This window comes from Massilia sp. IC2-476, assembly GCF_020707295.1.
Lineage (GTDB): Bacteria > Pseudomonadota > Gammaproteobacteria > Burkholderiales > Burkholderiaceae_D > Telluria.
The window spans coordinates 377,906-397,630 of sequence record NZ_JAJFER010000001.1 but is presented as its reverse complement, the minus strand read 5'-3'; the positions used below and the strand labels follow the sequence as shown (position 1 = coordinate 397,630).

Sequence of the window (19,725 nt, the reverse complement as noted above, 5' to 3'; positions counted from 1 at the left end):
ACAGAGCGGCCGGCTTACCAGCGGCGATACAGCCCGACGCTGAGGCCGCGCTCGCGCGCCTCGCTCGCGCCGCCCGCGCCGCTCCTGGCGAATCTGGCGCCGACCTTGCCGCCCCAGTGGCGCGACAGGTAGTGGACCCAGGTGAGGCTGCCACCACCGGAGCGCGCGCGGCCCCCGGTGAGCGAGAGCGGGTCGTCGCTGCGGCCGCGGTTCGCGCTCATCTCCAGGTAGCTGGCGCCGTCGCCCGCGCTGTCGCCGGCGTAGTACCAGCGGGCCAGCAGGCGCTGGCCCGCGCCGCGCGAGTTATCGGAGACGATGTTCTGGTGGCGCAGCTGCACATAGAAGTCGCCGGCATATTTACCGAGGCCGACCCCATGGATGTTCACGCGCGACTCGAAGCCGAGCACGTCCTCGCTGAGCGATGCTTCCCAGCCCCTGCCCAGCGACTGGTACAGCTCGACGCGACCCGAATTGGCCGGGAACAGGCGCCCGGCCGGCGCGCTCTGGTAGCGCAGGTTGGCGTACGCGCCGTCCCACAGGCTGGCGTAGGCGTCGACGGCCCATGCGCGGCCGCTCTGGTCGAAACGGTGGGCGCGCAGCGCTTCGAAGCCGATCGAGCCGCGCTTGCCGTAGTGGCGCAGGCTCAGGGTCTGGTCGTTCCAGCGCGGGCCGGCGCCAACGTCCTGCCAGCTGCCGGACAGACCCGCGGTCCAGGTATAGCCCGAGGCGATCGCGGCTTGCGGCGTGCCGGGACGCGGCTGCATGGCGCGCAGGGCGCGCTCGCGCGCCGCCAGCGTCGCGGCATCACCGGGACGCAGCACTGCGGCGCGCCCGTAGGCCTCGGCGGCGCGGGCCGGCAGGTCCTGCCATTGATAGAGATTGCCGAGTGCGAACCAGACATCGGCATAGTCGGGCGAGGCCTTGGCCGCCGCCGTCAGGTCGGCTTCCGCCTCGCTCCAGCGCCCCAGGCGGCTGAGCACGATGCCGCGTCCGAGCAGCAGGTCCACGTTGCCGGGTGCGCGTGCGAGCAGGGCGTTGTAGGCCGCCAGCGCGAGTCCGGGCTGGCCGGCATTCGCCAGGCGGCGGGCTTCTGCGTACTGTTCATCGAACGAGGCGGTGGCGGCAGGCTGGACCTGGGTGGTTTCGGCGGGCGGCTGCTGGTAATCGAAGGGCATGGGCAAGGAAAAATGGGCGCTGTGCAGGCAAAACTTTGCCGCAGTGCCGCTAGTGCGTCAAGGAAACACAGGGTGAGTGTCGCGCGAAATCGTCAAATTCTAAGCACTGACCAGCAAAAAGCAAAACGCCCGGCGCGCAGGCCGGGCGTTTCGTCATTTAATGCGCAGCGCTTAGAACGCTTCCCACTCTTCAGCCTTGTCACGGGCAGCTGCGCGCGAGCTCGCCGGCGCCGCTTTGGAGACCGGTTTCGCGGCTTTGGCCGGCAGCGCCAGCGTACGCGCCTTGGCTGCTGCCGGGGCGGCGGCAGGCGTTACGGCAGGAGCGGCACCGGCGCCGAGCTTGAACACGCCGACCACCTGGGCCAGGCGGGCCGCCTGGTCCTGCATCGAGGCGGCGGCCGCGGCCGATTCCTCGACCAGCGCGGCGTTCTGCTGGGTCACCTGGTCCATCTGGCCGATGGCGCCGTTGACCTGCTCGATGCCGCCGGTCTGTTCCTGGCTGGCCGACGCGATCTCGGCCATGATGTCGGTGACGCGACGGATCGAAGTCACCACCTGGTCCACGGTCTCGCCGGTCTGGTCGACCAGCCTGGTGCCCGCTTCGACCTTGTCGACCGAGTCGCCGATGAGAAGCTTGATTTCCTTGGCCGCCGCGGCCGAGCGCTGCGCCAGGGTGCGCACTTCGGACGCCACGACCGCGAAGCCGCGGCCCTGTTCGCCGGCGCGCGCCGCTTCCACCGCCGCGTTCAGCGCCAGGATGTTGGTCTGGAAGGCGATGCCGTCGATGACGCCGATGATGTCGACGATCTTCTTGGACGAGTCGTTGATCGAGCTCATGGTGGCGATGACCTGCTCGACCGCAGTGCCGGCCTGCAGCGCGACATCGGACGCCGTGATCGCCAACTGGTTGGCCTGGCGCGCGTTGTCGGCGTTCTGGCGCACGGTGGTCGTCAGTTCTTCCATCGAGGCGGCGGTTTCTTCCAGCGCGCCGGCCTGCTGCTCGGTGCGGGCGGACAGGTCGAAGTTGCCGGCCGAGATTTCCGCCGAGCCGGTAGCGATGGTGTCGGTGCCACTGCGCACTTCGCTGACGATCTTCGCCAGGTTGTCGTTCATGTTGCGCAGGGCGCGCAGCAGGGCGCCGGTCTCGTCTTTCGAATCGGCGTCGATGCGATGGGTCAGGTCGCCCGCGGCCACGGTCTCGGCGGCCAGCACGGCGGCGCGGATCGGGCGCGTGATGCCGACCGTGAGCAGCCAGGAGAGGATGGCGCCGAGCAGCACGGCGCAGCCGGCCAGCACGGCGATGACGGTGCCGTCCTGGCTGGCGCTGGCGTCGATCGCCTTGGCGGTCTGGTCGATGCTGTTACGCTGCATGAGCACCAGCTCCTGCAGGAGGTCCTGGTACTTCTGCGCCGCCGGCGTGAAGCCCTGATCGAGGATGCGCGCCGCTTCCTCGGCATTGCCGTCGGCCTTGGCCTTGATGGCGCCGTCGCGCGAGGAACTATAGGCCTTGCGCTGCTCGAGGATCTTGTCGAACAGCGTCTTTTCCGCACCTTCGACGATCAGCGGCTCGATCTGCTTGAGCAGTTCGGCGGCCTTCTTGACCGAGGCCGCGGCGTCTTCCTTGAAGTAGGGGCCGAGCGCCGGGTCGGTGCTCTTGACGATCGCTGCGGTGCGGCGGATCGAGGCGAAGTTCAGGCTGTACCAGTCAGTGATCAGGCGTTCCTTGGTAAGGGGAGCCGCCATCATGTTGCGGGTCGAGGCCGCAACTTCGTTCAGGCGCGAAATGCCGGCGATGGCAATGAGGAGTGTCATCGCCAGGATCACGGCAAAGCCGAGACCGAGGCGGCGCCCAATCCGGATATTCGAAATGAAACCCATTGTTGCTTCCTTGGTGTGGGGGAGGTAAGACGTGAGGCGCCAGCGCCGAATGGGCTGGCGAAGTCACAAACAAGGCAGGGATTTTACGGGCAAGCGCATACCCAAAGGAAATAAAAAATGCAGTTGAGAAATTTTTACGACACTTTTTCTACGTAGTTTCCACTATACCAATTGTTAAATATTGCCGCACGGAAATCGACCTGTTATGGTTGCGCCCTTTGGTAAATGACCTTAAAGTCAGTCCGATCCGCTTCCCGTTTCCCCGCTTTTCAAGATAATCATGAAACATTCTTCCCGTCTCCTCCCGCTGTTGAAACCGCTGCTGCTGGCCGGCGTGTTCGCCGCCGGCAGCACCCAGGCCGCCCCCCTGCCGCCTGAATTCACCGCCCAGCTCGACAAGATGTTCCCGTCGGTCGAAGCCCTGTACCAGGACCTGCACCGCAATCCGGAGCTGGCCTTCAATGAACACCAGACCGCGAAGAAGCTCGCCGAACGCGTCAAGGCGCTCGGCTTCGACGTCACGACCGGCGTCGGCGGGACCGGCGTGGTGGCGATCCTGAAGAACGGCCCCGGCCCGACCGTGATGCTGCGTACCGAAATGGATGCGCTGCCGGTCCAGGAAAAGACCGGCCTGCCGTTCGCCAGCACCGCCCTAGGGAAGAACGCGGCCGGCGAGACCGTCCCGACCATGCACGCCTGCGGCCATGACGTCCACATGTCGGCCTGGTACGCCACCGCCAAGCTGATGGCGGACAACCGCAAAGCCTGGAGCGGCACCCTGATGCTGGTCGGCCAGCCGGCCGAGGAACCGCTGACCGGCGCCGCGGCCATGCTGAAGGATGGCCTGTTCACCCGCTTCCCGAAGCCCGACTATGCGCTGTCGATGCACGACGAAGGCACGCTGCCGGCCGGCCACGTGGGCTACCGCGCGGGCCCGTTCCGCGCGTCGGCCGACACCATCACCATCACCATCTTCGGCCAGGGCGGCCACGGCGCCACCCCGCACGAGACCCGCGACCCGGTCGTGATGTCGGCGCGCGTCGTGATGGCGCTGCAGACCCTGGTCTCGCGCGAGAACAACCCGGCCGACCCGGTCGTGATCACCGTCGGCAGCATCAATGGCGGCACCCAGGCCAACGTGGTGCCGGACCAGGTTAAGCTGATGCTGACGGTGCGTACCTTCCGTCCGGAAGTACGCAAGCGCGTACTGGCCAGCATCGCCCGTGAAGTGAAGGGCGAGGCGATCGCCGCCGGCGCACCGAAAGAACCGACCATCGATATCAAGCCAGGCGCCGACTCGGTCTACAACGATCCGGAACTGACCGCACGCGCGGTCGCCGCGATCAAGGGCGCCATCGGCGAACAGAACGTGAGCGAGATGCCGGCCAAGATGACCTCGGAAGACTTCGCCAACTACGGCCAGGCCGGCGTCAAGGCCATCCTGCTGCACGTCGGCGCCGTCGAACCGGGCAAGCTGGCGGCCGCACGCCAGGCCGGCAAGTACCCGCCGGGCACCCATTCGCCGCAGTGGCAGCCGGACTTCAAGCCGACCGTGCGTTCCTTCATCGCCTCGGAAACCGCGGTGCTGCTCGACCTGATGAAGCCGGGCGCGAAGTAATCCAGCTCCAGTAATGAGAAAGGCCGGGTCCTGTGCAAACAGGCCCGGCCTTTTTTACCGTCTGGTCAAACGATCAGAAGGTTTCCCATTCTTCCGTTTCGACAGGCTTGGCGCGTGCTGCCGGCTTGGCGCCGGCCATGCGCGGTTCCTTGCGCGCTGCTGCTTTCGGCGCGACCGTCAGCGCACGTGCGGCTCGCGCGGCCGCCGGCGCCGCCATCTGCGCATCCAGTTTGAACACGCCGACCAGTCCGGCCAGGCGCTGCGCCTGTTCCTGCAGCGCGCCCGCGGCGGCAGCCGATTCCTCCACCAGCGCGGCGTTCTGCTGGGTCGATTCGTCCATCTGGCCGATCGCGCCGTTGACCTGTTCGATGCCGTGGATCTGTTCCTGGCTGGCCGACGCGATCTCGGCCATGATGTCGGTGACGCGCTGGATCGAGGTGACCACCTGTTCCATGGTTTCGCCGGTGCGGTCGACCAGCCTGGTGCCCGCTTCGACCTTCTCGACCGAGTCGCCGATGAGGAGCTTGATTTCCTTGGCTGCCGCCGCCGAGCGCTGCGCCAGGGTCCGCACTTCAGAGGCGACCACGGCGAAGCCGCGGCCCTGTTCACCGGCGCGCGCCGCTTCCACCGCGGCGTTCAGCGCCAGGATGTTGGTCTGGAAGGCGATGCCGTCGATGACGCCGATGATGTCCACGATCTTGCGCGAGGATTCGTTGATCGAGCCCATGGTGGTGACCACCTGGCCGACCACGCTTCCGGCATCGACCGCCACATTGGAGGCGGTGATCGCCAGCTGGTTGGCCTGGCGCGCGTTGTCTGCGTTCTGGCGCACGGTGCCGGTGAGATGGTCCATCGCGGCGGCGGTTTCCTCGAGCGAGGCGGCCTGCTGTTCGGTGCGGCTCGACAGATCAAGGCTGCCGGCGCTGATCTCGCCGGAGGCGGTGCCGATGGTGTCGGTGCCGCTGCGGACTTCGCTGACGATCTTCGCCAGGCTGGCGTTCATGTGGCCGAGGGCGCGCAGCAGGGCGCCGGTTTCGTCGCGGCTGTCGGCATCGATGCGCTGGGTCAGGTCGCCCGCGGCCACGGTCTCGGCGACCTGCACCGCGGTGCGGATCGGACGCGTGATGCCGCGCGTGAGCAGCCAGGACGATAGCACCCCGAGCAGGACGGCAAACACCGTCATGCCGCCGATGACCATCTGGCCGCGCCTGGCGATGCCGTCGATGTCCGCGGCGGTGGCGGCGATGTTGGTGCGCTGCATGGCAACCAGTTCGCGTACCGATTCCTGGTAGGCCTTGGCGGCCGGGGTGAAGGCCTCGTCGAGGATCTTGTCCGCCAGCTCGGGATTGCCTTCGGCCTTGGCCTTGACGGCATTGTCGCGCGCCGTGCTGTACTGCTTGCGCTGGTCCTGGATGCGCTGGAACAGGGCGATTTCCTTGTCGCCGACGAGGAGCGGCTCGATCTGCTTGATGAGATCCGAGGACAGCTTGGCGGTGGCCGCCGAGTCTTCCTTGAAGTAGGCCGTCAATGAAGGATCGCTGCTCTTGACGATGGCGGCGGTACGGCGCACGGCGGCAAAGATCTGGGTGTACCACTCGGCGATCAGGCGTTCCTTGGCCAGCGGGGCGGCAAGGGTGGCCTGGGCGGCCGTATCGACCTGGTGCAGGCGCCACATGCCGGTGCCGGCGATCAGGAGCGACGTGGCGATGGTCAGGGCGAAACCGGCGGCGAGACGCAGGCCGATGCTGAGGTTGTTGAAAGTGCGCATAGGTCGGATGGGCTGGCGAGCCTTGCCCGGCCCGCCCTGTTCACTATTAAAAGTAACAATTATTGCCCAACCGAAATGTAAACGCAGCATAATGCTGCTTCTGTATAGACAATTTACAACATTTGTCTATCGCTCATCTCCGGCCTCCGACTCGCGCAGGCGCCGGCTGCGGGCATAGCCGTCCGGATGGGTGGCGGCATAGGACATCGCCTGGCGGAAGAATTTCGGTATTTTCTCTCTGCGCTCGTCGAGGTAGTCGAACAGGTCCGCCAGTGGTCCGGTCGGGATGCCGCGGGCCTGCAGGGTGCGCGCCGCATAGTCGTCGGCTGCCAGTTCCATGGCGCGCGAGTACTCCATGTTGGTCAGCACCGCCGGCAGGCCCGCGGCCACCGCGCTGAAGTCGCCGAACAGGGTGGCCGACAGCGCTGCCGTCAGTGACGAACGCGTGATCGCGCGCACGCTGTGGCGCTCTTCGATGTGGCCGACTTCGTGCGCCAGCACGCCGGCCAGCACCGCCGCTGCTTTAGCGTCGAGGTCGTTGTTCTTGCCCATCGCGAGGCGCACCATCTCGTCGGTGAGCACGATGGTGCCATCGGGGAAGGCCAGGGCATTCGCCCCCAGCCGGGGCGCATCGGCCACGCGCAGGCGCAGCGGGATGCGCGGCGCGGCCGGCTGCACCCGCTGCAGGATGGCTCCAATGGCCGCGATCCGGTCCTCGCTCAGGCGCGACGGCTGCAACAGGCCCTGGCGCTCGAGCAGGGACAGGGCGTTCCGGCCCAGGGCCTGGTCGGCCTGGGGCGGGACCTGGGTCGAGAGGCGCTCGGCGGCCGCCGGGATGCCCCAGTGCCAGGCCGACAGGATCAGGGCCACCAGCAGGGCCAGCGCCACCAGTACGGCGGCGGTGTGCTCCTGCCAGCGCACCACCCAGCTCTTGCGGTAGCCCAGCGCGGCGGCCAGCGCCGGGCGCATGGCCGGGTCGTGCAGCTCGGCGTGGGTGCCGTCCGCGAAATACAGCACGGTCGGTGCGTGCTCGAAGGGTTCGGCCAGGCGCGTGCCGGCCAGGGAATAACTGCGCGTGGTCTCGCCGCGCAGGTGGATGGCGCCGTCGCCGGTGGACAGGTTGACCACATGCAGGCGTGCGCTGCGGCCGTCGAAATAGTGTGCAGTGCTCATGAGTGGTTTTCCTTACCAGCTGAGGTCGATGCCGAAACCGTCGGCGATGCTGTCGCCGGCGGCGCCGCCGCGCGTCGCCACGTGTGCGGCCGTGGCTTCGATGTCGCCGTCGACCTCGATCGCCAGGTGCGCCAGGCGGAAGCGGTACACGCTGACCACGGCAAAGGGACGGTACAGGCCCAGGGTCAGGATGGTGAGCAGCGCGTTCTTCGTCTGCAGCTTCATGAAGGCGCGCGCCGGCAGGGTCGAATGGATGCGCAGGCCTGGGAAGCTGGTATTCGACCAGGCCAGGTTGGACACGCGCACCACCATGTAGGGCCCGATGAGGAGGTAGGCCAGGTACACCATCAGCAGGCCGACGAACACGCCGATCGCCACCGCCACGCCGGCCTTGCTGCCGGCGGCGGCGCCGACGACGCCGGCCAGCACGCCGGCGCCGATCATCGCCGCCAGGCTCAGGCCGCCCGCCACCAGGTAGAAGCGGTAGAAGCGGCGCGACTTGACCGTGTAGTGCGAATGCTGGTCGCCGAACAGCAGGTGGGCATGCTGGAAGCGCCGGATGCGCGCGTGCATCAGTGGCCACAGCAGGTAAAGCGGCACCGGCAGCGCCGCCAGGTAGGGTTTTTCCGGGTACAGGGCCAGCAGCACGCCCGGCATCAGGAAGGTAAAGGCGGGCGGCAGCCAGGCCAGGTAGGCAGCCGGGACCGAACCGTCAAAGCCCAGGCGCAGGCCGCGGTAGCTGGTGTTCCCGAGGCGGAAGCGCAGCGCGCCGCGCATCAGCCAGGGGAAGGCGAGCAGCAGGCCGACGATCACGGCCATGCCGAAGGTGCTCGAGAAGCCGAAGGCGTAGTGGTAGGCCACCAGCAGCACCACCGACAGCAGACGCCCGACCAGCACCGCGCGCGGGTTGCCGTGGAAGTCGAAACTGGCGCCGGCCAGCAGCGTGTTGCGGTCAAAATACTGCAGACGGCGCACCTTGGCCCAGGCCGAATAGATACCGAAAGTCGCCAGTGTGAGCAGCAGGTTGACGACCCAGATGCGGAAGTATTCGCGGCCGTCGCCGGTAAAGGCCAGCGTCAGGCGCCGCGGCTGGGCGGCGGCAGGTGCGTCGAAGCCGGGCTCGGCGCGCGGGTCGGTAAGTAGGTGCATGGTGGCCAGGCAAAAAGCCCAGTATAGGTGGCCACCCGGCAGCTCGGTCAATTGATGGGGCATATTCTTGCGCGGCGTCGCGCGCGTTCGCGGCGATGCGGGCTTTTTGCGGATCTTGGCAGGGTGACCAGAAGTATTTGCGCCGATTAAGGTATAATTTCAATTTCCCGCGCGTGCCATTCGGCACCTTCAGTACAAATGACCAAATTCGTATTCGTCACTGGCGGCGTCGTGTCTTCCCTGGGCAAAGGGATCGCGGCCGCCTCCCTCGCCGCGATCCTCGAATCGCGCGGCCTCAAAGTCACCATGCTCAAGCTCGACCCGTACATCAACGTGGACCCGGGCACGATGAGCCCTACCCAGCACGGCGAAGTGTTCGTCACCGATGACGGCGCCGAGACCGACCTGGACCTGGGCCACTACGAGCGCTTCATCAGCACCCGCATGAAGAAGGTGAACAACTTCACCACCGGCCAGATCTACGAATCCGTGATTCGTAAAGAGCGCCGCGGCGAGTACCTCGGCAAGACCGTGCAGGTGATCCCGCACATCACCAACGAGATCCAGGACTACATCCGCCGCGGCGCCGAAGGCGTGGACGTGGCGCTGGTCGAGATCGGCGGTACCGTCGGCGACATCGAGTCGCTGCCCTTCCTGGAAGCCGCGCGCCAGCTGTCGCTGCGTTCGGGCCGCAAGGGCGCCGCCTTCGTGCACCTGACCCTGGTTCCGTATATCGCATCGGCCGGCGAACTGAAGACCAAGCCGACCCAGCACTCGGTGCAGAAGCTGCGCGAGATCGGCATCTCGCCGAACGCGCTGCTGTGCCGCGCCGACCGCCGCATCCCGGACGACGAGCGCGCCAAGATCTCGCTGTTCGCCAACGTGGAAGAGCAGGCCGTGATCTCGGTGTGGGACGTGGACACCATCTACAAGGTGCCGCAGGTGCTGTGCGACCAGGGCCTGGACGACATCATCCTGGAAGCGCTCGGCATCGACGCGCCCAAGGCCGACCTGTCGATGTGGACCAAGCTGATCCACACCCTGGAAAACCCGAAGCACGAAATCACCATCGGCATGGTGGGCAAGTACGTCGACCTGATCGAATCGTACAAGTCGCTGACCGAGGCGCTGCGCCACGCCGGCATCCATACCGAGAGCCGCGTCAACATCGAATACCTCGACTCGGAAGAGATCGAAAGCAAGGGTTGCGAGCACCTGGCCAAGTACGACGCCATTCTGGTGCCGGGCGGCTTCGGCAAGCGTGGCGTGGAAGGCAAGATTCAAGCCGCCCGCTACGCCCGCGAGAATGGCATCCCCTACCTCGGCATCTGCCTTGGCATGCAGGTCGCGCTGATCGAGTACGCGCGCCACGTGGCCGGCCTGCCGAACGCGAACTCGACCGAGTTCGATCCGGAAACCGAGCAGCCGGTGGTGGCACTCATCACCGAATGGCAGAACCATGACGGCAAGGTCGAGAAGCGCGACGTCAACTCGGACCTGGGCGGCACCATGCGCCTGGGCGCCCAGACCTGCGCCGTGAACCCCGGCACGCTGGCCGCCGACATCTACGGCAACGTCGTCACCGAGCGCCACCGCCACCGCTACGAGGGCAACAACTACTACCTGCCGAAGATCGAAGCGGCCGGACTGGTGGTGTCGGCGCGTACCCCGAACGAAGACCTGCTCGAGATCATGGAACTGCCGCGCGAGGTCCACCCGTTCTACATCGGCGTGCAGTTCCACCCGGAGTTCAAGTCGACTCCGCGTAACGGCCACCCGCTGTTCACGGCGTTCATCCAGGCCGCCCTGAAGCACCAGGCAGCCAACACCAACGTGGCGGCGAACAGCTCGTCGGCACTGCAAGGAGATGCAGCATGAAACTCGCCGGATTCGATGTCGGCCTCGACAAACCGATCTTCCTGATCGCCGGTACCTGCGTGATCGAATCGCGCCAGATGGCGCTCGACACCGCGGGCACGCTCAAGGAAATCACCAGCGCGCTGGGCATTCCCTTCATCTACAAGTCGTCCTTCGACAAGGCCAACCGCTCGTCCGGCAAATCCTTCCGCGGCCCGGGCCGCGAGAAGGGCCTGGAGATCCTGGCCGACGTGCGCAAGCAACTCGGCGTGCCCGTGCTCACCGACGTGCACGACGAAGAGATGATCCCGGAAGTGGCGAGCGTGGTCGACGTGCTGCAGACCCCTGCCTTCCTGTGCCGCCAGACCGACTTCATCAACGCCTGCGCGCGTTCGGGCAAGCCGGTCAACATCAAGAAGGGCCAGTTCCTGGCGCCGGGCGACATGAAGAACGTGATCGACAAGGCGCGCGCGGCCGCACGCGAAGCGGGCCTGCCGGAAGATAACTTCATGGCCTGCGAGCGCGGCGCCTCGTTCGGCTACAACAACCTGGTGTCGGACATGCGTTCGCTCGCCATCATGCGCGAATCGAACTGCCCGGTGGTGTTCGACGCGACCCACTCGGTGCAGCTGCCGGGCGGCCAGGGCACCTCGTCCGGCGGCCAGCGCGAGCACGTGCCGGTGCTGTCGCGCGCGGCCGTGGCGGCCGGTGTTTCCGGCCTGTTCATGGAGACCCACCCGGACCCGGCCAACGCGCTGTCGGACGGCCCGAACGCCGTGCCGCTGGGCCGCATGAAGGAACTGCTCACGACCCTGGTCGAGATTGACCGCATCGTCAAGAAGACCGGCTTCCTGGAAGCCAGCTTCAAGTAAGACTGCATCACGAGAATGCGCGCATGCGCCCGGCGGCCGGGTGTGTGCGCGCATTTGTTACAATGCCAATCGTTTTGGGCTAGCCTGCTAGCCGCACCAGATTCTTACCTTCCGGAGACTGAAAAACATGAGTGCTATCGTTGATATCATCGGCCGCGAAATCATTGACTCGCGCGGCAATCCGACCGTGGAATGCGACGTCCTGCTGGAGTCGGGCGTAATGGGCCGCGCCGCCGTCCCGTCGGGCGCCTCGACCGGTTCGCGCGAAGCCATCGAGCTGCGCGACGGCGACCCCAAGCGTTACTTCGGCAAGGGCGTGCTGCAGGCCTGCGAGAATATCAACACCGAGATCTCCGAAGCGATCATGGGCCTGGACGCCAATGAACAGGCCTTCCTGGACCGTACCCTGATCGATCTCGACGGCACCGAAAACAAGAGCCGCCTGGGCGCCAACGCGATGCTGGCCGTCTCGATGGCCGTCGCCAAGGCCGCGGCCGAGGAAGCCGGCCTGCCGCTGTACCGCTACTTCGGCGGTTCGGGCGCCATGCAGCTGCCGGTCCCGATGATGAACGTCATCAACGGCGGCGCGCACGCGGACAACAACCTGGACATCCAGGAATTCATGATCATCCCAGTGGGCGCACCCTCGTTCAAGGAAGCGATCCGCTGGGGCGCCGAGGTGTTCCACACCCTGAAGAAGATCCTGCATTCGAAGGGCCTGAACACCGCGGTCGGCGACGAAGGCGGCTTCGCCCCGTCGGTGGCCAACCATGAAGAAGCGATCAAGCTGATCATGCAGGCGATCGAGCAGGCGGGCTACGTGGCCGGCCAGGACTTCGCGCTGGGCCTGGATTGCGCGGCCAGCGAATTCTACAAGGACGGCAAGTACGTGCTGGAAGGCGAGGGCGGCATCCAGCTGAGCGCGCAGGACTTCACCAACATGCTCGCCACCTGGGTCGACAAATACCCGATCATCTCGATCGAGGATGCGATGGCCGAAGGCGACTGGGAAGGCTGGGCGACGCTCACCGCCGCGCTGGGCAAGAAGGTGCAGCTGGTCGGCGACGACCTGTTCGTCACCAACACCAAGATCCTCAAAGAGGGCATCCAGAAGGGCATCGCCAACTCGATCCTCATCAAGATCAACCAGATCGGCACCCTGACCGAGACCTTCGCCGCCATCGAGATGGCCAAGCGCGCCGGCTACACCGCCGTGATCTCGCACCGCTCGGGCGAAACCGAAGACTCGACCATCGCCGACATCGCGGTGGGCCTGAACGCCCTGCAGATCAAGACCGGCTCGATGTCGCGTTCGGACCGCATGGCCAAGTACAACCAGCTGCTGCGCATCGAGGAAGACCTGGGCGACGTCGCCAGCTACCCGGGCCGCGACGCGTTCTACAACCTGAAGTAAGTCCGATGCCGGGCAGCCCCTGCGGGCTGTCCGGTTCTTCGTACGACCATGCGACTCATTACCATTGCACTCGCCGTCCTGCTGCTGCTGATCCAGTATCCTTTGTGGCTGGGGAAGGGCGGCTGGCTCGACGTCGCCGACATGCGCTACCAGGTCGAACAGACCCGCCGCAAGACCGAGATGCTGGAAGCCCGCAACGGCAAGCTCGAATCGGAAGTGCGCGACCTGCGCGACGGTTTCGGGGCGGTCGAAGAGCGCGCCAGGTATGAGCTGGGCATGATCAAGCAGAATGAAATCTTCGTGCAGGTGCTGCGCAAGGATGAACAGCCGGCGGAATCGATGACCGTGCCGCCGCCACCGCCACCACCGAAGGACAAGACGAAGCACTGAGCTTCGTCGGCAGCATATGACCCAAGAAAACCCCCTGGATTCGCTCGACGCGATCGCCGACTGCCTGGCCGACGCTTTCGAGGACGGCGAGGGCGCCGCGATCACGGCGGCGATGCGCACCGTGGCGCAGGCCTCCGGCCTGGGCGAGCTGGCGGCGGCCGTCGGCATGCCGCGCGAGGAACTGCAGGCCGCATTGATGGCCGACGAATTCAACCTCGATCTCACGCTCGAGATCATGAAGGTGGTCGACCTGCACATGTCGGGCGGCCGCGGTTGAAACGGGCCCCGCTTCAACGAACAACGCGCCCTCCGGCGAATGCCGATCACTTAGAAACCGCGGCTCATCCGTAGGGTGGGCGGGGGAATATAGTCCAGTGGACTATATTCCGCCCACGCGGTCAAATCACAGTACTGCAGCCCGTGCGGCTGTCCATATCACAACTATCACCGCGTGGGGTGAATCGTGCCAGTGGCACGATTCACAAGCCGCCCACCCTACAATTCTTCCCTGGAAACGAAAAACGCGCCTTTCGGCGCGTTTTTTGTTGGCGTATGCCGCGATCAGTCCGACGAAGCGTCGCCCTGTTGCGCGCCGGCGCCTTGCTCCAGGAAGGAGCGCAGCATCCAGGCGTTCTTCTCGTGCACTTCCATGCGGGTGGTCAGCATGTCGGCGGTCGGGAAGTCGTCCAGCTCGTCGGCTACCTTGACGCTCGCACGCAGGGTGCGGATCAGGACTTCGTTGCCCTCCACCAGTTGGCGGATCATTTCCTTGGACGACAGCACTTCGGGTTCTTCCTTGATGCTCGACAGTTCGGCATAGCGGCGCGACGTCGCCGGTGCGAAGTGGCCCAGGGCGCGGATGCGCTCGGCGATCTCGTCCAGGGCATTCCACTGTTCGGTGTACTGTTCCTCGAACAGCACGTGCAGGGTCGAGAACATCGGCCCGGTGACGTTCCAGTGGAAATTGTGGGTCTTCAGGTACAGCATGTAGGCGTCCGCAAGGACGGTCGACAGCGATTCGACGATCTTGGCACGGTCTTCGGTGCCGATTCCGGTATCCATGTGCATCGTGTTTCTCCTCAGGTCAACGGTGAGTGTTTGTATGGAATGACAACACTGTCAAAGAGGCATCAGCTTAGCACCCTTGGAGAAAATACGTATTTTGAGTGTCCCGGTTCGTTTCTGGTGCAGGAGGCGACGGGACCCTGTGGATCCCGTCATGAGGCGCAGGCTTATGCGCGGGTGGCGCGCTTGCGGCGTGCCGCCGCGACACCGGCGAGTCCGGCGCCCAGCAGCAGCAGGGACGCCGGTTCCGGCACGTCGGAGACGGACACGCCATCCAGCGCCACGTTCGACAGCGTTCCGCCGCTGGCGGTCATGGTCAGGCGCCAGGCGCCGAAGTTCTCGTTCCCGATGAAGGCATCGTAAGGGCGGTTGGCTTCGAAGCCGCGCAGGGCTTCGTGCGCGAAGTAGGTGCCCTGGCCGATCGTGACCATGTAGGTACCGGCCTGTGCGAAGGTCCAGCGGATGGCGGCATCGAAGTGATGGACCGAGCCGTCAGCCGTGGCGCCCGGCGCATCGTCGTTGATGGTCAGCGTCCTTCCGGCAGCGTCGAACAGCATCATGTAGCTGTCGAAACCGGTGATGTGTCCGTCGCCGTTCAGGTCAACGCCAGTCGATTCGCGTACCAGGGAATCGAAGAAGACCTGGGTGCCGGCACTCACGGTGAACGTGATCCGCGCGATGTTCAGGTCGTCTGCGACGCCATCCTTGTCACCATCGAAGTTGGCGATCGTACCGTTGAGTACAGTCGCTCCGGCGACCGACGAGGCGGCGATGCCGGCCATCAAGCATAAACCTGCTACAACCTTGCGCATTAGGAACCTTTCCTTACGTTAAATTCCCAGTCATGTAGCACAATCCATGCCAGACTGTGAAATGTTAAACGAATCAATGGCTTACTTAAAAGTCATTAACCGTAGGAATCATGTTGTAAGGAATCCCGACAGGATCGGGCAAGACCTGTTCAGGCGGGCATTAGGCGCTCGAGTACGGCGCGGGCCCTGGCGGGGATCGGCGTTGGCCGATTGGTCGCGCGGTCGACGTAGACATGGACGAAGTGCCCGGCCGCGGAGGGCAGGGGATCGCCGTTGCGATACAGCGCAATCTCGTAGCGCACGCTGGAGTTGCCCAGTTTTGCCACCCGTACGCCGGCGTGCACCGTGTCCGGGAAAGAGATCGAGCTGAAGTAGGAACAGCCGGTTTCCACCACCAGGCCGACGATGCCGTCCTGGTGGATATCCAGGACTTTCTCGTCGATCAGGTAGCGGTTCACCGCCGTGTCGAAGAAGCTGTAGTAGTTGACGTTGTTGACGTGCCCGTAGCTGTCATTGTCCATCCAGCGTGTCGGGATCGCCAGGAAATGGGGGAATGCGCTACGGGGCGTGTCCTTCATCGTCCAACAGTCCTTGCTTGACTTAGTTGATGCTCAGTTAATGGAACCGCTCGGCGGCATCATGGTTTCGACCGGGGTATCGCTGGCGAACAGCTGGGCGCAGTCGACCTTGTCGAAGGCGTAGTGCTTGCCGCAGAAGTCGCAGTTGATCCCCAGCTCGCCCAGGTCGGCCAGGGCCGAGTCGACTTCTTCCTGGCCCAGCATCTTGAGCATGTTGCCGACCTTCTCGCGCGTGCAGCTGCAGTGGAACTGCGGATGCTGCGGGTCGAATACGCGAATCGTCTCTTCCCAGAACAGGCGCTTGAGCAGGGTTTCGATGCCGGTGCTCAGGAGTTCGTCGCGCTTGAGGGTCTGGCCCAGCATGACGGCACGGTTCCAGGTCTCCAGGTCTTCCGCTTCCGACGCCTGCTTCTGCTGGTCGTCCTTGCCGCTGTGGCGCGGGAGCTTTTGCAGCAGCATGCCGCGCGAGACCTGGTCGTCGGCCGCCAGCCACAGTCGTGTGTCCATCTGCTCGGAGCGCAGCATGTAGTTCTCGATGACGGTCGCCATGTCCTCGCCGATCAGCGGCACCACGCCCTGGTAGGGCTGCTGGCCCGGCACCTTGTCGACCGGGTCGAGGGTGATCACGAAGCGGCCCTTGCCGTGGGCATTGAACATCTGCTCCAGGGTCGCGTTCTCGCCGATCTCGGCGTCCGGCGCCAGTTTCGCGGTGGCGCGGATGCGCAGGTTGGCGTCGCACTCGACCACCAGCAGGCGCACCGGGCCGTCGCCGAAGATCTGCATCACGATGGCGCCGTTGAACTTCAGGTTGGCCGAGAGCAGGGCGCTGGCCGCCACCATCTCGCCGAGCGCCGTGCGCACCGCCTTCGGGTAGGCGTGGCGGGCCTGGATCTCGCGCCAGGTGTCGGAAATCTCGATCAGCTCGCCGCGGACGGCAGCGTTATCGAAGATGAATTTTTGCAGGGTATCGCGGTTTTCAGTGGTCATTCTTTATCCGATTTTCTTGAGCTGCGCCTTGAACATCTGGCCGCGCGCCACATAGCTCGCGGCGCTGGCCTGCAGGCGCAGCAGGTCTTCTTCCGTCAGGGTGCGCACCACCTTGGCAGGGGAACCGAGGATCAGCGATCCGTCCGGGAACTCCTTGCCCTCGGTGACCAGGGCGCCGGCGCCCACCAGGCAGCCCTTGCCGATCCGGGCGCCATTCAGGATGACTGCCTGGATGCCGATCAGCGAGCCATCGCCGACTGTGCAGCCGTGCAGCATGGCCTGGTGGCCGACGGTCACGTTCTTGCCCAGCGTGAGCGGGAAGCCCATGTCGGTGTGCATCACCGTGCCTTCCTGCACATTGCTGTTCTCGCCGATGGTGATGCGTTCGTTGTCGCCGCGCAGCGTCGCGCCGTACCACACCGAGGCATTGGCCTCGAGCGTGACCTTGCCGATCAGGGTTGCCGAATCGGCCACGAAGCTTGACGCGTCGATCTCGGGGGCGTGCTCGCCCAGCTGGTAAATCGCCATGGATGTGCTCGTTGGAAGCGTGGGAATGCCGCTATTGTAATCCCTGCGCCTGCCATCGTCCGGTCGGTGGAAGATGGGGCTGGCGAGCGGAATATCAAGCGGGGCGTTATAATGCGAACGGTCGTACTTTTTTGGCATAAAATCCATGATCCCGTCCCGTTCCGAATTCCTCACCGTGCGCGGCCTGCGTACCCACGTGCGCCACTGGGGCCGCGAAGGCGCCCCGAAGATCTTCATGCAGCACGGCTGGATGGACGTCTCCGCTTCGTTTCAGTTCGTGGTCGACTGTCTCGCAGGGGATTGGCACGTGATCGCGTTCGACTGGCGCGGCTTCGGGCTGAGCGAACGCGCGCCGTCGGACACCTACTGGTTCCCCGACTACCTGGCCGACCTGGAAGCGGTGCTCGACCATTACGCGCCGGACGAGAAAATCAATCTGCTCGGCCACAGCATGGGCGGCAACATCGTCAGCCTGTACGCGGGCATCCGGCCGCAGCGCATTGCCAAACTCATCAACCTGGAAGGCTTCGGCCTGCCGGCGACCCGGCCCTCGCAGGCGCCGGGCCGCTACGCCAAGTGGCTGGACGAGCTGAAGGCCAGGCCCGAGATGCGCGGCTACGCCAGCCTGGAAGAGGTCGCGGCGCGCCTGCAGAAGACCAACCCGCGCCTTCCCATCGAGCGCGCGGCCTTCCTGGCCGGGCACTGGTCGGCCCTGGACGCCGACGGCCAGTGGCGCATCCTGGGCGATCCGGCGCACAAGATGACCGGACCGCTGCTGTACCACGCGGACGAAGTACTGGCCTGCTGGACCCAGATCACGGCGCCGGTGCTGTGGATCGAAGCCGAAGAGACCGAAATGTGGCGCTGGATGGGGCCGAAGGAGCAGGCCCGGGCGGAAATCGACCGCCGCCGCGAGCACCTGGCGAAGGTTACGGCGCGCATGATGCCGGGGGCGGGGCACATGCTGCATCACGACCAGCCGGAGTTGTTGGCAAGGATGATCGAAGCCTTCCTGACCGGAGAAGACGTGCCGGCGTTGTAAGCACCCCTCACCAAACCCAACGCGAATTGCCGCAGAGAAACGCCTGTGCTACAGTCCCATCCCGAACCCCGCGCCATCCGGCGCCATCGAGACAGACTGACAGGACACACATGCGATTTCGAGCCGGCCTTGCGCTCTGCGGCGCCATCCTGACGGCAGGCTGCGCCGTTCCCTACAGCCCGGCCCCGGTAGCCACCAATTTCCCCAGCACCCAGCAGGCCAAGCTGCAGGCGGCCGCCCACTGGGGCGTGATCGCGCGCCACATGGCGAGCCAGCTCGGCCCATCGCTGAAGGTGAATGCGCGCCGCCCGCTGTACGTGACGTCGCAGCAGTCGAGCGCGTTCGCCCAGGGCGTCAGCGCCCACCTGGTGACGGCGCTGGTGTATGACGGCTACACCGTGGTCAAGGTGCCGGATGCGAACACGCTGCGCATCGAACTCGACACCCAGGTGGTGGCGTTCTCGCCCAAGCGCCCGCAGTACAAGTTCGCCGGCGAGCGCACCGCACTGGTGGCCGGCGCCTGGGTGCTGACCGGCATCGACCACAGCATCGAGTGGCTGGCCACGGCGGCGATCGCCGGCCAGGACGCCTATGCCTGGTTCCGCTCGCAGTTCGCCACCGGCGACACGCCGCAGACCGAGATCATCGTCAACCTGTCGCTGGCCGACGATGCGCGCTACTACGCCCGCGTCACCTCCGTGTACTACACGACGGACAGCGACCGCGCCCTGTACGACGCCGCCTTCCAGCCCTCCAAGACCTTCGCGGTCCGCAACCACTGATGCCATGATGCGTTCCACGATCCTTCGCGCCGCCGTCCTGGCCCTGCCGCTGCTGCTGGGCGCCTGCTCGAGCCAGCCGCAGGAAGACACCAATTACACCTCGGTCTCGGCCAACGCCTTCGTTGCCGCCAACTACCGCGCCGCCGATGCGCTGGCGCTGCAGCTGCGCGGCAAGCTGGGCGACGAGAAGCCCCTGATCATGGCGACCATCGTCAACATCGACGCCCTTGAGCAGACCTCGATGCTGGGCCGCCTCGTGTCCGAGCAACTGTCGACCCGCCTGGCGCAGGGCGGCATGAAGATGCTGGAAATGAAGCTGCGCAACAGCGTCTACCTCAAGCGGAACCAGGGCGAACTGATGCTCACCCGCGAGATCGGCGACGTCGCCCACAGCCACAACGCCCAGGCCGTCGTCGTTGGTTCCTACGCCGAAACGCGCGAAGCCGTGTTCGTGAACATCAAGGTCATCCAGCCGACCACCAACCTGGTGCTCGCCGGCCACGACTACGTGCTGGCCAAAGAGGGCACGGTGCGCTCGATGCTGCAGTCCAACTGAGGGCAAAGAGCTTATTCCCGGCAGCACGGCAGGCCGATTGGCGCGTACAATGTGCCGCTCCAGAGCCATTGTCTTTGCCGT

Annotated in this window: 19 protein-coding genes; 9 read left to right on the top strand and 10 right to left on the bottom strand. The window is 65.5% G+C overall.

Going from position 1 to position 19,725, the window contains the following annotated elements; genetic code table 11:
• Nucleotides 1-14: 14 nt before the first annotated feature.
• Entirely contained in the window at nucleotides 15-1,175 is a 1,161-nt protein-coding gene (locus LK539_RS01860; RefSeq protein WP_227799767.1) for a YaiO family outer membrane beta-barrel protein, read from the bottom strand.
• 171 nt (nucleotides 1,176-1,346) lie between these two features.
• Entirely contained in the window at nucleotides 1,347-3,053 is a 1,707-nt protein-coding gene (locus LK539_RS01855; protein WP_227799204.1) for a methyl-accepting chemotaxis protein, read from the bottom strand.
• A gap of 280 nt (nucleotides 3,054-3,333) precedes the next feature.
• Between LK539_RS01855 and LK539_RS01850 the strand changes: the two genes are divergently transcribed.
• The gene (locus LK539_RS01850) at nucleotides 3,334-4,671 is read left to right on the top strand and encodes an amidohydrolase (protein ID WP_227799203.1); all 1,338 of its coding nucleotides are present in this window, start codon (nucleotides 3,334-3,336) and stop codon (nucleotides 4,669-4,671) included.
• Nucleotides 4,672-4,744: 73 nt separating this feature from the next.
• Here LK539_RS01850 and LK539_RS01845 read toward each other — a convergent pair whose 3' ends face one another.
• The 3 genes from LK539_RS01845 to LK539_RS01835 form a co-directional block, all read right to left on the bottom strand.
• Entirely contained in the window at nucleotides 4,745-6,439 is a 1,695-nt protein-coding gene (locus LK539_RS01845; RefSeq protein ID WP_227799202.1) for a methyl-accepting chemotaxis protein, read from the bottom strand.
• 126 nt (nucleotides 6,440-6,565) lie between these two features.
• Nucleotides 6,566-7,612 carry a M48 family metallopeptidase gene (locus tag LK539_RS01840; protein WP_227799201.1) on the bottom strand — a complete coding sequence of 349 codons (1,047 nt, stop codon included), beginning with the start codon at nucleotides 7,610-7,612 and terminating at the stop codon, nucleotides 6,566-6,568.
• A gap of 12 nt (nucleotides 7,613-7,624) precedes the next feature.
• Nucleotides 7,625-8,761 (bottom strand): YjgN family protein, encoded by a 1,137-nt coding sequence (locus LK539_RS01835; protein ID WP_227799200.1) that lies wholly within the window; start codon nucleotides 8,759-8,761, stop codon nucleotides 7,625-7,627.
• 198 nt (nucleotides 8,762-8,959) lie between these two features.
• Between LK539_RS01835 and LK539_RS01830 the strand changes: the two genes are divergently transcribed.
• The 5 genes from LK539_RS01830 (at nucleotide 8,960) to LK539_RS01810 (ending at nucleotide 13,571) form a co-directional block, all read left to right on the top strand.
• The gene (locus LK539_RS01830) at nucleotides 8,960-10,639 is read left to right on the top strand and encodes a CTP synthase (protein ID WP_227799199.1); all 1,680 of its coding nucleotides are present in this window, start codon (nucleotides 8,960-8,962) and stop codon (nucleotides 10,637-10,639) included.
• A complete protein-coding gene (kdsA, locus tag LK539_RS01825) occupies nucleotides 10,636-11,490 on the top strand; it encodes a 3-deoxy-8-phosphooctulonate synthase (RefSeq protein ID WP_227799198.1) in 855 nt (284 codons plus the stop codon). The genes LK539_RS01830 and kdsA overlap by 4 nt, the downstream gene beginning before the upstream one ends.
• A gap of 127 nt (nucleotides 11,491-11,617) precedes the next feature.
• Complete coding sequence (eno, locus tag LK539_RS01820) at nucleotides 11,618-12,904, top strand: phosphopyruvate hydratase (protein WP_227799197.1); 1,287 nt, start codon at nucleotides 11,618-11,620, stop codon at nucleotides 12,902-12,904.
• A 48-nt stretch (nucleotides 12,905-12,952) separates the two neighbouring features.
• Entirely contained in the window at nucleotides 12,953-13,294 is a 342-nt protein-coding gene (gene ftsB / locus LK539_RS01815; RefSeq protein ID WP_227799196.1) for a cell division protein FtsB, read from the top strand.
• 16 nt (nucleotides 13,295-13,310) lie between these two features.
• Nucleotides 13,311-13,571: a DNA-binding protein gene (locus LK539_RS01810; protein WP_227799195.1), complete on the top strand. Its 261-nt coding sequence runs from the start codon at nucleotides 13,311-13,313 to the stop codon at nucleotides 13,569-13,571.
• Between the two features lie 284 nt (nucleotides 13,572-13,855).
• Here the strand turns inward: LK539_RS01810 and LK539_RS01805 are convergent, their stop codons facing one another.
• The 5 genes from LK539_RS01805 to LK539_RS01785 form a co-directional block, all read right to left on the bottom strand.
• Nucleotides 13,856-14,362, bottom strand: a complete 507-nt coding sequence (locus LK539_RS01805) for a Dps family protein (RefSeq protein WP_227799194.1) — start codon at nucleotides 14,360-14,362, stop codon at nucleotides 13,856-13,858.
• Between the two features lie 164 nt (nucleotides 14,363-14,526).
• Nucleotides 14,527-15,141, bottom strand: coding sequence for a DVUA0089 family protein (locus LK539_RS01800; protein ID WP_227799193.1), 615 nt, complete (start codon nucleotides 15,139-15,141; stop codon nucleotides 14,527-14,529).
• Nucleotides 15,142-15,320: 179 nt separating this feature from the next.
• On the bottom strand, nucleotides 15,321-15,749 hold the full coding sequence (locus LK539_RS01795) for a thioesterase family protein (protein WP_227799192.1): 429 nt from the start codon (nucleotides 15,747-15,749) through the stop codon (nucleotides 15,321-15,323).
• 33 nt (nucleotides 15,750-15,782) lie between these two features.
• Nucleotides 15,783-16,736: an Hsp33 family molecular chaperone HslO gene (gene hslO, locus LK539_RS01790; protein ID WP_227799191.1), complete on the bottom strand. Its 954-nt coding sequence runs from the start codon at nucleotides 16,734-16,736 to the stop codon at nucleotides 15,783-15,785.
• Nucleotides 16,737-16,739: 3 nt separating this feature from the next.
• Complete coding sequence (locus tag LK539_RS01785; RefSeq protein ID WP_159702913.1) at nucleotides 16,740-17,264, bottom strand: gamma carbonic anhydrase family protein; 525 nt, start codon at nucleotides 17,262-17,264, stop codon at nucleotides 16,740-16,742.
• Between the two features lie 145 nt (nucleotides 17,265-17,409).
• On the opposite strand from LK539_RS01785, the gene LK539_RS01780 reads away from it, so the two are divergent.
• The 3 genes from LK539_RS01780 to LK539_RS01770 all read left to right on the top strand — a co-directional run bounded on the left by LK539_RS01780 (nucleotide 17,410) and on the right by LK539_RS01770 (nucleotide 19,644).
• Nucleotides 17,410-18,306, top strand: a complete 897-nt coding sequence (locus LK539_RS01780) for an alpha/beta fold hydrolase (protein WP_227799190.1) — start codon at nucleotides 17,410-17,412, stop codon at nucleotides 18,304-18,306.
• 110 nt (nucleotides 18,307-18,416) lie between these two features.
• Nucleotides 18,417-19,088 carry a hypothetical protein gene (locus LK539_RS01775; RefSeq protein ID WP_227799189.1) on the top strand — a complete coding sequence of 224 codons (672 nt, stop codon included), beginning with the start codon at nucleotides 18,417-18,419 and terminating at the stop codon, nucleotides 19,086-19,088.
• Nucleotides 19,089-19,095: 7 nt separating this feature from the next.
• Nucleotides 19,096-19,644: a FlgO family outer membrane protein gene (locus LK539_RS01770; protein WP_373889510.1), complete on the top strand. Its 549-nt coding sequence runs from the start codon at nucleotides 19,096-19,098 to the stop codon at nucleotides 19,642-19,644.
• Nucleotides 19,645-19,725 lie beyond the last annotated feature (81 nt).